The sequence below is a fragment of the Gordonia sp. YC-XJ4 genome (assembly GCF_059511865.1).
In genome coordinates, this window is record NZ_CM183447.1 from 5117503 (window position 1) to 5130575 (window position 13073).

Below are 13073 nucleotides of genomic sequence, written 5' to 3' on the forward strand. Positions count from 1 at the left end.
CACGTCCATGACCGAACCGTCGACGGCGGTCGCGCTCGGGTCGTCGACCGCGACGATCACCTCCCTGTTGCCGGCGCTGACCGATGTCGAGGACCGTGGCATCGAGCACGAGGGCGGCTTCCTGTCGTATGCGGAGCACCTGCGGCGATCCGCGGCCTGCGCGCGGCGCCTGCGCGATCAGTTGGGCGACACCGCGACTCCCCATGTCGGGGTGTTGCTGGACAACGTCGTGGAGTTCAGCATCCTGGTGGCCGCGGCCGCGCTCGACGGCCTGGTGGTCGTCGGTCTCAACACCACGCGGCGCGGTGCCGCGCTCGCCGCCGACATCGCCCGCGCCGACTGTCGGTTCGTGCTCGTCGACGACCACACCGCACCGTTGTTGGCCGATGTGCCACTCGATGTCCCGGTGCACCGGGTGAGCCGCTACACCGAGCCCGATTCCGTGGTGGCGTCGGTGATTCCCCGAGAAGCATCCCCGGACGAGTTGCTGATGCTGATCTTCACCTCGGGCACCACCGGCGACCCGAAGGCCGTGCGCTGCACCCAACGCACCTTCGCCGCGGCCGGGGTGATGCTCGCCGAACGGTTCGGGATCGGCCCCGACGACGTCGTCGGACTCTCGATGCCGATGTTCCATTCCAATGCGATGATCGCCGGATGGTCGGTGGCACTGGCCGGCGGTGCGTCAATGGTGTTGCGCCGCAAGTTCTCCGCGAGCGGATTCGTTGCCGACGTGAGACGTCACGGGGTCACCTACGCCAACTATGTCGGTAAGCCGCTCAACTACATCCTCGCCACCCCGGAGTCGCCCGACGATGCGTCGTCGAGTCTGCGCATCATGTACGGCAACGAGGCCTCGGCGGCCGATCGGGAACGCTTCGCCGCGCGTTTCGGCTGCCGGGTGGTCGACGGTTTCGGTTCCACCGAGGGTGGCGTCGCGATTACCCGCACCCCCGATACTCCCCCGGATGCGCTGGGCCCCATGCGCTCTCCCGTAGCGGTGGTCACCCCGGACACCGGTGCACCGACGCGTATCGGAGAGATCGGGGAGATCGTGAACACCTCGGGGCCAGGCCTGTTCAGCGGCTATTACAACGACCCGGACGCGACCGCCGAGCGGATGCGCGGCGGCATCTACCACACCGGCGACCTGGCCTGGGTCGACGACGCCGGTTACCTCCACTTCGCCAGCCGCCTCGGCGACTGGATGCGCGTCGACGGCGAGAACCTGGGAACCGGACCCATCGAGCGAATTCTGTTGCGCCATCAAAGCATCGGCCAGGCCGCCGTCTTCGGTGTCCCTGTCGAGATCGGCGACCACATCGAGGCGGTGCTGGTGACCGACGGCGATCTCGACCCCGTTGAGTTCACCGATTTCCTCTCTGCACAAACCGATCTCGGGCCGAAGCAATGGCCGCACCGGATTCGCGTCGTCGACGCTCTACCGGAGACGGCCACCTTCAAAACCCTCAAGCGCCGGCTGCGGGAATCCACCGAGCCGCCGACCTGGGTCCGCATCGACGGCCGTTATCAGCGGCCCTGACGTCCGAGACGGTCGAGAACACAGTCGGCACAAAAGGTCTCGGGGCTCGTCGCTATCGATCCTCGGCACCTCGACCACCGGGGTGGGACGAGCATCGGATGAGACGGGCCACGGGACGGGAAGGCCGAACGTCCTTCGATCGCATCTTCCCCCGCTGGTCGAGGTGCGAGCCGCGTGCGGCGAGCCTCGAGACCACCTGCGCCGATGCTGGAATCGGACCACCGTAGCCCGGAACACCTTCGGCACAAGGGGACGCTCCTATGTCTTGTCAAGAGCGGGTATTTATGCTGCGTGAGCTGGGGTTTCACCCCCGTTCGAGGGAGTGTTGTCGCCGTATTCGAGGAGACCGTAGAGCTCGCGCGCGACGTAGGTTTTCAAGCAACGCCGAATCTCGCGCTTACTCTTCTTCTTCCGCCCGTTCGACTCCGACTGCCATTTCTGCACATACCTTTTCGTCCGAGGATCATGCTGCATCCGCACCAACACGATGTGATGCAACGCCCAATTCAACCGACGATCCCCCGACCTGTTGAGCCGATACCGCGTGACCTCACCACTACTGGCCGGGATCGGAGCAGCCCCAGCCAACATCGCAAACGCCCCACGACTACGAATCCGACCCGGATGCGACCACGCACACAACACCGTCGCCGCCACAATCGGACCCACCCCGTGCACATCCAACAACGCCGGCTTCCACGACTTCACCACCGCCTTGATCTGCTTCTCCAACTCCGCAGCCTCGGCCTCCAACGACTTGACCCGCTTGGCCAACCTGCGCAACACCCGCGCCATCGCCGCCGTATCCGCATCCCAGGACTTACTGATCCGCAACACCGCCGCCCGATCAACCATCGCCGCCGTCGACGACTCGACCCGCACCCGATCCCGCAACACCTGCGGCGCCGACACCGTCAACCCAAACAACTGCCGAGCCCCATCAGCAGCACCCTGCACCGCCGACGCCCGCACCGCCAACAACGCCGCCAGCCGATCCCGCCGCGCCCCACTACGCGGCACCCCCAACTGCGGGCGCGCCAACGCCTCCCGCGCCGCCCGCACCGCATCAATCTCATCACTCTTAGCACCATGACGACGCTTCATCCGCTCCGGCCGATCAAGCTCAATCACGTTCTCCACCAAATCATCACCCAGCAAATACCGACACAACCCCGCCCCGTGCGACGAGGTCCCCTCCACCGCCCAAAACCGCGCCGGAGAATACCTATCGGCAAACACCACCAACCGCGCGAACCCATGAACATCCGCGCTCACCCGCACCTGACCCAACACCGCACCCGTACGCGCATCCACCGCCGCAGCAGCATGCTCATGCACATGAGTGTCAACGCCGATCACCACCTCGACCAGCTCCCGCAAATCCGTCACACTAGTCACGTGTTCTCTCCATTCCAGTAGGGAACCAACAGTGGTTCCGGCCCGGGAGAGCGGCAGGCACGACTATTGACGGGACACAGATGACGCGGCTACGTCATCAGGTCAAGCTCCTATCAAGCAACCCGCACACCCGGGCCGGGGCCGATGAACCAGAGCGGACAAGTCCCGTTCAGGACACGAAGTCAGTCTCGAGGAGGGCCACACCCCGGTCCATCACCCACAACCTAATACGGCTGCACCCCTAATTCTCATAGTCTCGAGGCTCGTCGCTGGCGCTCCTCGGCACCTCGACCAACCTCGACCACCGGGGTGGAAGGCCACCGGATGGGAAGGCCATCGGGGTGGAAGGTGATCGGATGGAATCCGCCGGATGGGAAGGCCACCAGGCGCGATGCTGATCGGGTGGGATGGTGATCGGGTGGGAAGGGCGTTTTACACCGCTGGTCGAGGTGCGAGCCGCGTGCGGCGTGCCTCGAGACCACCTGCGCCAAGGCTGGTTTCGTACCGAAGCGCTACCCCTCCAATGTTTTCTGCATCCGGGCGACGGATTCCTCGTATTCGGCGACCATGTCGGCGATCAGCTCGGCGACCGGGGTGATCGCGTTGAGGCGTCCGACGATCTGACCGGCGGGCATCGCCACGACCCCGGGGTCGCTGGACGCGGAGATTCGGGCGTGCGCCTCGGAGACGAGGATGTTCTGCAGCGGCATCGGCAGCGGCTCCGGTGCGCCCTGGGCATCCCACGCGTCGGTCCACTTCGTCTTGAGCAGTCGAGCGGGCTTGCCGGAATAGATGCGACGGCGCACGGTGTCCCGCGAGCTCGCGTCGAGCAGCGCCTGCTGCACGGTCGACGGCCCCTCCTGCCCCTCGGGCACCCCGAGTTTGTACTCAGCAGCGGTGAGCCAATAGGTCCCCATCCAGACACCCTGTGCGCCTAGGGCAATCGCGGCAGCGATCTGTCGACCGCTGCCGACGCCGCCGGCCGCAAGCACCGGTGCCCGGTCGCCGACGGCGTCGACGAGTTCGGGCCACAGGATCATCGACGTCACCTCACCGGTGTGACCGCCACCCTCGTATCCCTGGGCGATGACGATGTCGACTCCGGCGTCGACGTGATGCAGCGCATGATCTTTCGCGCCCGCCAGGGCGGCCACCGACACACCGTGGTCGTGGGCGGTGGCGATGACGTCGGCGGGGGGTGACCCGAGGGCATTGGCGATGAGCTTGATCTGGCCGTACTTGTCGGCGTGGGTCATCGCGACGTCGACATGCGAACGCGCCACCGAATGCAGCCAGCCGAGTACTCCGGCATTGACCCGGTCGCCGTCGGGCAGCGGCGGCACACCGAGGTCGTCGAGCGTGCGTTCGACGAACGCGCGGTGCTCGGGCGGGATCATCGCGTCGAGGTCGGTGTGGCTGCCCTCGGTCGGGATCTTCGCAGGCATCACGATGTCGACGCCGAACGGCTTGCCGTCGGTGTTGTCGTGCATCCACTCGAGGACCTCGTCGAGTTCCTCCGGATCGTTGAACCGCACACACCCCAGGACGCCGAGGCCACCGGCCCGGCTGATCGCCGCGGCCACGTGTTGGCTCGGCGTGAATCCGAAGATCGGGTAGTCGATCCCGAATCGTGTTGCCAGTTCTGTCTTCATCGAGTGGCCCCTTTGATCTCTGTGTCTGCTGTCTCATCGGCCGGGCGGCTCTCGGTGACCGACGCCGCCCACCGGTAGTCGGGCTTGCCCGCCGGTGATCGCTTGATCTCATCGACGAACCACACGCTGCGCGGCGTCTTGTAGCCCGCCAGTTCTTTGCGCACCACATCTGCGAGCTCTCCGAGCGTCGGCCGCGCCGAGTCACGCGCGGCGATCACCGCGGCGACTCGCTGCCCGAACCGGTCGTCGGCGACCCCGACGACAACGGTGTCGAAGACGTCGGGGTGTGCCTTGAGTGCCGCCTCGACCTCTTCGGGATAGACCTTCTCGCCGCCGGTGTTGATCGACACCGATCCGCGGCCCAGCATGGTGATGGTGCCGTCGGCCTCGACCCGCGCGAAGTCCCCCGGAATCGAGTAGCGAATCCCGTTGAATTCCTTGAACGTCTTGGCCGATTTCTCTGGATCGTTGTGATAGCGCAGCGGGATGTGACCGGTGCGCGCGAGCACCCCGACCTCACCGGTGCCGGGCTCCACCTGGGTCCCGTCCTCGCGCAGCACGTGGGTTTGCTTGTCGGCGTTGACCCGTGGCGCCCCGACGTGTGACTCACCCTTGACGACGGCGGCCATCCCGCCGAATCCGGTCTCCGACGATCCGATCGCGTCGATGATGACGGCGTTCGGGAAGCGTTCGAGGAACTGCTCTTTGATGCTCGGCGAGAACAGGCACGCGGACGACGCCACGGAAACGAGTGTGGAGGTGTCGTAGTCGCGCTGACCGAGCGCCTCGATCATCGGTCGCCCCATGGCATCTCCGGTGATGAACATGACGTTCACCCCGTGCCGGCCGACCGCCTCCCAGACGGCGTGCGCGTCGAAATCGGGATACACCACCGCTTTTCCGCCACCGAAGAGCGCCTGGAACACCGCCCACTGCGAGCCTCCGTGGATGAACGGAGGGATCGGGAATCGGACGAGTTGTCCGCCCGCGGCGCCGGTGCGCGCGTGCTCCCACTCGTCGGTGACCGGCTCGCCGGTGTACCAGTCGATGCCGCCGCCGAGAACCCGCCAGACGTCGGCCTGCCGCCACACGACACCCTTGGGTTTGCCGGTCGTTCCGCCGGTGTAGAGCATGTACAGGTCGTCGTCGGAGCGCTCCTCGAAGTCACGCTCGATCGATTCGCCTGCGATCGCGTCGTCGTAGAGGACCGGGGCGACGAGCGTCCCGATCTCGACGTCACTGCCATCGGGGATGACGACGCGGTGGGCGACGACCGGCCGCACACCGCCGGCCGCGTCGCGATTCGACAACACGTTGCACACCCGCGTCGAATACTGACGTTCGTGGATGAGCACGGTCATCCCGGAGTCGGAGAAGATGTGGTCGAGTTCGGCCTCGACGTAGCGGTAGTTGACGTTGACCATCACCGCCCGCGCCTTGAAGATCGCGACCATCGCCTCGATGGATTCGATCGTGTTTCGGCTGTACAGACCCACTCGGTCACCTGGCTGCACGCCCAGCGAACGAAGGTGGTGCGCGAGGGCGTTGCTGCGGGCCTCGAGTTCGGCATAGGTGCGCGAACGGTCGCCCGATTCGACGGCGGTGCGGTCCGGCATGAGGTCGACCGCATGCTCGATGAGGTCCCCGATGGTGAAAGCCATGACACAAAACTAGAACGTGTTATCGTTTCCGGCAAGAGCACGTTCCTTCCACATGCCACTTCCACCGATCTGGGGGTCGAGATGACCACGATGTCGCATGCCGAATCCGCCACCGACGAGGCGCCACACTGTCTGGTCGAGCAACGCGGACACGTTCTGATCGTCACCATGAACCGCCCCGCCGCCCGCAACGCGCTGTCCTCGGAGATGATGGCGATCATGACCGAGGCCTGGGACCGGGTCGACTCCGATCCCGAGATCCGGGCGGCGATCCTCACCGGCGCGGGGGGCGCGTTCTGCGCCGGCATGGACCTCAAGGCCATGTCGCGCAACGCTCCCGGCGACACGGTCAAACAGGGCGCCTGGGACCCGGCGTCGCTGCCTGCGCTGCTCAAAGGCCGCCGACTGACCAAACCGCTCATCGCCGCCGTGGAGGGCCCGGCGATCGCCGGCGGTACCGAGATCCTGCAGGGCACCGACATCCGGGTGGCCGGCCGAAGTGCCAGATTCGGTGTATCCGAAGCACGTTGGGGACTCTTCCCGCTCGGCGGCAGCGCAGTACGGCTGGTGCGACAGATCCCCTACACCGTCGCCTGTGACATTCTCTTGACGGGCCGTCACATCACCGCCGACGAGGCCAAGGAATACGGTTTGATCGGCCACGTCGTCGACGACGGCGCCACCCTCAACAAGGCTCTCGAGCTCGCCGATGCGATCTGCGCCAACGGTCCCCTCGCCGTACAGGCGATCCTGCGGACCATCCGCGAGACCGAGGGGATGCACGAACTCGACGCCTTCGCCATCGAGGCGCCGATCGGCATCTCGGTGTTCCAGAGCAAGGACGCCAAGGTCGGCCCGAAAGCATTCGCCGCCAAGGAAAAGCCGGTCTTCACCGGCGAGTGACGTCGGGCGACGTTGACACCACCGCCCACGACGAGCATCGTCGAGGATGTGTTGCGACGCCCGCTGAAAAACGACTGGTCCGGCCAACGATTCCCGCATGCCGGCACCCGGCGCCCGGTCATCGGTGACCTCGGGGTCTCCGATCCGCGTAATCCGGTGTTGAGCATCCTCGAGTGGGGCCCGGGCCTCGGCCCGATCTTCGAGATGCAGATCTTCCGGCAGAAGTTCGTGTTCGTCGCGTCGGCCGAGCTCGCCGCCGAACTCTGCGATGAGACCCGTTTCTGCAAGGCGTTGCCACCGGCGATCACCGCGCTGCGCCAGTACGCCGGCGACGGTTTGTTCACCGCGCGCAACGACGAACCCAATTGGCAACTGGCGCATGAGCTGTTGATCCCTGCATTCACCAAGTCGGCGATCCGCTCCTACCACCCGACGATGATCTCCACCGCGAGTGAACTCTTCGACTATTGGGACCGTCGCGGTGGCGACACCGATGTCACCCGGGACATGACCAAGTTGACCCTCGAGACATTGACGCGCACCGCTTTCAGTCAGGATTTCGGCTCGTTCTCCTCTGCGCAGCCGCATCCGTTCATCGGTGCGATGATCCGCGCCCTCGAGACCGGCCGACGCAAGGGCGGCTTGGGTACCGCTCCGGGTGGCCGATTCCTGATGCGCTATCTCGACCGCCGCAACGCCGAGCACCAGGAGTACGTCGACTCACTCCTCGACGGGGTGATCGCGGCCCGCGCAGGCGATCCGAACCGTGACGATCTACTCGGCATCATGCTCAACGTCGCCCATCCCGAGACGGGCGAGAAGCTCTCGATGCTCAACATCCGCTACCAGATCCTCACCTTTCTGGTCGCGGGGCATGAAACCACCTCCGGGGCATTGTCATTCACCCTGTACTACCTCTCCCAGAACCCGGAGTTCCTCGCGCGCGCCCAGGCCGAGGCCGACGAGATCCTCGGTACGGATCCGTCGGCGATGCCGGAGTTCGAGCAGGTGCCGAAGTTCCGCTACATCCGACGCTGCCTCGATGAGGCGCTGCGGATCTGGCCGACCGTCCCCGCCTTCGCCCGCAGCCCGCGGGAGGACACCGTGATCGGCGGTCACCACCGGATGCGGACCCAGGACTGGGCGATCGTGCTGCTGGGCCTGGTGCACCGCGATCCGCAGGTGTGGACCGACCCCGACGTCTACGACCCGGATCGGTTTCTCTCGGCGAACATCAAGAAGCGGCCCGCGCACACCTACCAGCCGTTCGGCACCGGGGTGCGCTCGTGCATCGGACGCCAGTTCGCCCTGCACGAGGCGGTGTTGGTGCTCGCGAGCCTCCTACACCGATACGACCTGCGCGCCGACCCCGACTACCAACTGACCGTCGACGAGCGTCTCACCATGGTGCCCAAGGATTTTCACTTGTCGCTGAGCGAGCGCCGGGTGTCGGCGACCGCGGGTTGAGCGTGGTTCAGACCAGCCCGGCCAGGGTCTCGATGGTCTCGACGTCACGCGCGGTGACCATCAGCATGTCGACTCCGGCAGCCTCCCACAAGGAGATCTGCGCGCGTACTTCGTCGGCGGTGCCGGCGATCAGGGTTTCGCGGACCATCTCGTCGGGCACGGCCGCGATCGCCTCTTCCCTGCGGCCCGCCCGGAACAGACGGCCGATCTCCTCGACGGCGTCGCCGTAGCCCATCCGTGTGTAGAGCGCGGCGTGAAAGTTCTTCTGCTCGGCCCCCATTCCGCCGACGTACAGCGCCGTCGACGGACGGTACCGCTCGACGGCCGAGGCGACGTCGTCGGTGACGACGACCTGCACGGTCGCCGCGACCTCGAACTCCTCACGCGTTCGTCGCGCCCCCGGTCGGGCGAAGCCCTCGGCCAACCACTGCTCGTAATGATCGGCCAGGGCGAGACTGTAGAAGATGGCGAGCCAGCCATCGGCGATCTCTGCGGTCTGCGCCACGTTGCGCGGTCCCTCGGCACCGAGCCAGATGGGGATGTCGGCCCGCAGCGGATGGGTGATCGGCTTCAGTGACTTGCCCAGGCCGGTCGATCCGGGCGCGTCTGTCGGATACGGCAGCGGGTAGTGCGGTCCGTCGCTGCGCACCGGTGTCTCGCGCGCCAGCACCGCGCGGACGATCTCGACGTATTCGCGGGTCCGGGCAAGGGGTTTGGCGAATGGCGCGCCATACCAGCCCTCCACCACCTGCGGGCCCGACACCCCGAGTCCGATGATGTGGCGGCCGCCGGAGAGGTGGTCGAGGGTGAGCGCGGCCATCGCCAGGGAGGTCGGCGGTCGCGCCGACAGCTGGGAGACCGCCGTGCCCAGGCGGACACGGGACGTGGCCGATCCCCACCACGCCAGCGGGGTGTAGGTGTCCGAGCCCCACGATTCGGCGGTGAACACGGCGTCGAAGCCGTTCGCCTCGGCGGCCGCGACGAGCTCAGCCGCGCCGGCGATGGGACCGGCTCCCCAATATCCCAGTTGCAAAGCCAGTTTCACGGTCGATGCCGTCCTCTCGGGGTTGTCGATCCTCGGCGTGCCGACGTGCGTCTTGTGCCCAATACTAGAACGTGTTCTACTCGATTGTGTGAGCAGCATCGCAACCAGTGACCGTCCCGGAGTCCCAGACCCGGTGGCGGTCGTTCCCGAACCCGAGACCCCCGTCCTCACCGCACCGCTGACCAACACCTTCGGGTACACCCGGTCGCTGGGTCCGGTGCTGTCGCAGTTCGCGCTCGGTCTGCGCGACGGCCGGATCGTCGGCTCACGCGCCGCGGATGGCACGGTCTCGGTGCCGCCGGTCGAGTTCGATCCCGGATCGGGTGCCCCGACCACCGATCTCATCGACGTCGCCGCCACCGGCACCGTCGTCTCGTGGACGTGGGTCGACCAACCCGCCGCTCCCCAACCGCTCGACGTGCCGTTCGCCTGGGCGTTGATCCGCCTCGACGGCGCCGACACCGCTCTCTTGCACGCCCTATTGGTGGATTCGGCCGACGACGTGACGACGGGGCTGCGCGTGCACGCCGTCTGGCGCGCCGCACGGACCGGCCGAATCGACGACATCAGCCATTTCGCCCCGGGTGAGACCGCAACGCCGGCCGAACCGAATACCGCCGAGGTCGACGCCGGCGAGCGCGTCGTCATCACGACCCCGATCACCACCACGATCACCCACTCGGCCACCGAGGAGGAGTCCTGGTACCTGGAGGGGCTCAAGGCCGGCAAACTCTACGGCTCCCGGATCGGGTCGGGCGTCGACGCCGGTCGGGTGTACTTCCCGCCGCGCAAGGTCAGCCCGTCCGACGGTGCACCCGCGGTGGAGCGGGTCGAGTTGGCCGACACCGGGATCGTCACCACCTTCTGCATCGTCAACGTCCCCTTTCAGGGACAACGCATCAAGCCGCCGTACGTCGCCGCCTACGTGCTGCTCGACGGCACCGATATCCCGTTCCTGCATCTGATCCTCGACTGCCCGGCAGACGAGGTCCGGATGGGGATGCGCGTGCAGGCGGCGTGGGTCCCCGAGGACGAGCGTGAACTCTCGTTGGGCAGCATCAGCCACTTCCGGCCGACCGGTGAGCCGGACGCCGACTACGCCTCCTACCGCGAATTCCTCTGAGCCCGAACACTTTCTCGCCCATCACAAAGGACATGTCGTCATGACCCTCCCCCGGATCGCGATCGTCGGGTTCGCCCACAGCCCGAATGTCGTCGGGACCCACGGCACCACCAATGGCGTGGAAATGCTGATCCCCTGTTTCTCCAAGCTCTACGCCGATCTCGGCATCAGCCGGACCGATATCGGCTTCTGGTGTAGTGGATCGTCGGATTACCTTGCCGGACGCGCTTTCTCGTTCATCTCGGCCATCGACTCGATCGGTGCGATGCCGCCCATCAACGAGTCGCACGTCGAAATGGACGCGGCGTGGGCGCTCTACGAGGCCTGGGTGAAGATCGCCACCGGCGAGGTCGATCTGGCCCTGGCCTACGGCTTCGGCAAATCGACTGCCGGCGACATGGATCTGACCCTGGCGCTGCAGACCGACCCGTACACTGTGGCACCGCTGTGGCCACAGGCCCGGTCGCTCGCCGCACTGCAGGCCCGCGCGGGACTCGATGCCGGAACGTGGACCGAGGCCGACATGGCGGCGGTGGCCGCCCGTACCACCGGCGCCTCGATGGACGACCTCCTGGGTGCCGACTACGTCGCGAATCCCTTGCGCGCCCACGACATCGCGCCCTACACCGATGCCGCGGCGGCGGTCATCATCGCCTCCGAGCGTCGGGCGCGTGAGCTGGTGGCCAATCCCGCGTTCATCACCGGGTGGGATCATCGCATCGACACCCCGAATTTCGGCGCGCGGGACCTGACGGTGTCGCCGTCGACGACCCTGGCCGGCGATACCGCGTTCGGCGAGCAAAGCCGCGCAGTCGACGTCGCCGAGATCGCGGCACCCTACACGCATCAAGAACTGATCGTGCGCAACGCGTTACGCCTGCCGGAGTCGGTGCGCATCAATCCGTCCGGCGGTGTCCTCGCCGGGAACTCGCTGTTCTCGGCCGGATTGCAACGGATCGGTTATGCCGCGAACGAGATCCTCGGCGGCAACGCGCAGACCGCGCTCGCGCACGCGACGAGCGGTCCACTGCTTCAACAGAACATGGTTGTCACCTTGGGCGCCGACACCGCGGGAGACGAGAACTGATGGCACACAACAACCGGGCGGCGGTTCTGGGCACCGGCCAGACACACTATGTCGCCAAACGGCACGACGTGACGATGGCCGGGATGTGCCGGGAGGCGATCGACGCGGCGCTGGCCGACGCGAAGGTCTCGATCGATGACATCGACGCCATCGTCATCGGCAAGGCCCCGGATCTCTTCGAGGGCACCATGATGCCCGAGCTGGCGATGGCGGAGGCGCTCGGCGCCGTCGGCAAACGACTGATCCGGGTACACACCGCGGGTTCGGTCGGTGGTTCCACCGCCAACGTCGCGGCGTCACTGGTATTCGCCGGGGTGCACCGTCGGGTGCTGGCCGTCGCGTGGGAGAAGCAGTCGGAGTCGAACGCCATGTGGGCGTTGTCGATTCCGGTGCCGTTCACCAAGCCGGTGGGCGCAGGCGCGGGCGGATTCTTCGCGCCCCACGTGCGCGCCTACATCCGGCAGTCCGGCGCCCCCGAGCACATCGGTGCGATGGTCGCGGCCAAGGACCGTCGCAACGGCGCCCTCAATCCGCTGGCACACCTGCATCAGCCCGACATCACCACCGAGTCGGTCATGGCGTCGCAGATGCTCTGGGACCCGATCCGCTACGACGAGACGTGCCCGTCGTCGGACGGGGCGTGCGCCGTGGTCATCGGCGACGAGCAGATCGCCGATGACGCTGTGGCACAGGGAACTCCGGTCGCATGGATTCACGCGACCGCGATGCGTACCGAGCCGTTGGCCTTCGCGCACCGCAACGTCGTCAGCCCACAGGCCGGTCGGGATGCCGCCGCGGCACTGTGGAAGGCCGGCGGCATCGACAACCCCGTCGAGGAGATCGACGCCGCCGAGATCTACGTGCCCTTCTCGTGGTTCGAGCCGATGTGGTTGGAAAACCTGGGTTTCGCGCCGGAAAACCAGGGCTGGAAGCTGACCGAGGCCGGCGAGACCGAGATCGGAGGACGCATCCCACTCAACGCCTCCGGCGGCGTGTTGTCGTCGAATCCGATCGGCGCGTCCGGCATGATCCGCTTCGCCGAGGCTGCGATCCAGGTGATGGGCAAGGCCGGAGCACACCAGGTGCCCGACGCCCGCAAGGCCCTCGGCCACGCGTATGGCGGTGGTTCGCAATACTTCTCGATGTGGCTCGTGGGGTCCGACAAGCCACAGCACTGACGTCTGTCTCGGATTC

Annotated in this window: 10 protein-coding genes; 6 read left to right on the top strand and 4 right to left on the bottom strand. The window is 66.6% G+C overall.

Annotation, left to right across the window (positions count from 1 at the left end):
* Positions 1 to 7 precede the first annotated feature (7 nt).
* A complete protein-coding gene (locus AC5ZH6_RS22750) occupies positions 8 to 1543 on the top strand; it encodes an AMP-binding protein (protein ID WP_288338090.1) in 1536 nt (511 codons plus the stop codon).
* 282 nt (positions 1544 to 1825) lie between these two features.
* Here the strand turns inward: AC5ZH6_RS22750 and AC5ZH6_RS22755 are convergent, their stop codons facing one another.
* The 3 genes from AC5ZH6_RS22755 to AC5ZH6_RS22765 all read right to left on the bottom strand — a co-directional run bounded on the left by AC5ZH6_RS22755 (position 1826) and on the right by AC5ZH6_RS22765 (position 6254).
* Positions 1826 to 2932 carry an IS110 family RNA-guided transposase gene (locus AC5ZH6_RS22755; RefSeq protein ID WP_464394480.1) on the bottom strand — a complete coding sequence of 369 codons (1107 nt, stop codon included), beginning with the start codon at positions 2930 to 2932 and terminating at the stop codon, positions 1826 to 1828.
* A 521-nt stretch (positions 2933 to 3453) separates the two neighbouring features.
* Entirely contained in the window at positions 3454 to 4593 is a 1140-nt protein-coding gene (locus tag AC5ZH6_RS22760) for an NAD(P)H-dependent flavin oxidoreductase (protein ID WP_014361507.1), read from the bottom strand.
* On the bottom strand, positions 4590 to 6254 hold the full coding sequence (locus AC5ZH6_RS22765; RefSeq protein ID WP_211543668.1) for an acyl-CoA synthetase: 1665 nt from the start codon (positions 6252 to 6254) through the stop codon (positions 4590 to 4592). Before AC5ZH6_RS22765 ends, AC5ZH6_RS22760 begins: the two co-directional genes overlap by 4 nt.
* Before the next feature lie 81 nt (positions 6255 to 6335).
* Here AC5ZH6_RS22765 and AC5ZH6_RS22770 point away from each other — a divergent pair, with 81 nt between their 5' ends.
* Both AC5ZH6_RS22770 and AC5ZH6_RS22775 read left to right on the top strand, forming a co-directional pair.
* The gene (locus tag AC5ZH6_RS22770) at positions 6336 to 7157 is read left to right on the top strand and encodes a crotonase/enoyl-CoA hydratase family protein (protein WP_211543667.1); all 822 of its coding nucleotides are present in this window, start codon (positions 6336 to 6338) and stop codon (positions 7155 to 7157) included.
* 12 nt (positions 7158 to 7169) lie between these two features.
* Complete coding sequence (locus AC5ZH6_RS22775; protein WP_211543666.1) at positions 7170 to 8624, top strand: cytochrome P450; 1455 nt, start codon at positions 7170 to 7172, stop codon at positions 8622 to 8624.
* Positions 8625 to 8631: 7 nt separating this feature from the next.
* On the opposite strand, the gene AC5ZH6_RS22780 is transcribed toward AC5ZH6_RS22775, so the two are convergent.
* Positions 8632 to 9669, bottom strand: a complete 1038-nt coding sequence (locus AC5ZH6_RS22780) for an LLM class F420-dependent oxidoreductase (RefSeq protein WP_211543665.1) — start codon at positions 9667 to 9669, stop codon at positions 8632 to 8634.
* 133 nt (positions 9670 to 9802) lie between these two features.
* Here AC5ZH6_RS22780 and AC5ZH6_RS22785 point away from each other — a divergent pair, with 133 nt between their 5' ends.
* The 3 genes from AC5ZH6_RS22785 to AC5ZH6_RS22795 are packed head-to-tail and all read left to right on the top strand — an operon-like array spanning position 9803 to position 13057.
* Positions 9803 to 10792 carry a Zn-ribbon domain-containing OB-fold protein gene (locus AC5ZH6_RS22785; protein ID WP_006371983.1) on the top strand — a complete coding sequence of 330 codons (990 nt, stop codon included), beginning with the start codon at positions 9803 to 9805 and terminating at the stop codon, positions 10790 to 10792.
* Between the two features lie 40 nt (positions 10793 to 10832).
* On the top strand, positions 10833 to 11879 hold the full coding sequence (locus tag AC5ZH6_RS22790) for a thiolase family protein (protein WP_211543663.1): 1047 nt from the start codon (positions 10833 to 10835) through the stop codon (positions 11877 to 11879).
* Entirely contained in the window at positions 11879 to 13057 is a 1179-nt protein-coding gene (locus AC5ZH6_RS22795; protein WP_006371981.1) for a thiolase family protein, read from the top strand. Before AC5ZH6_RS22790 ends, AC5ZH6_RS22795 begins: the two co-directional genes overlap by 1 nt.
* The last annotated feature ends 16 nt before the right edge of the window (positions 13058 to 13073 follow it).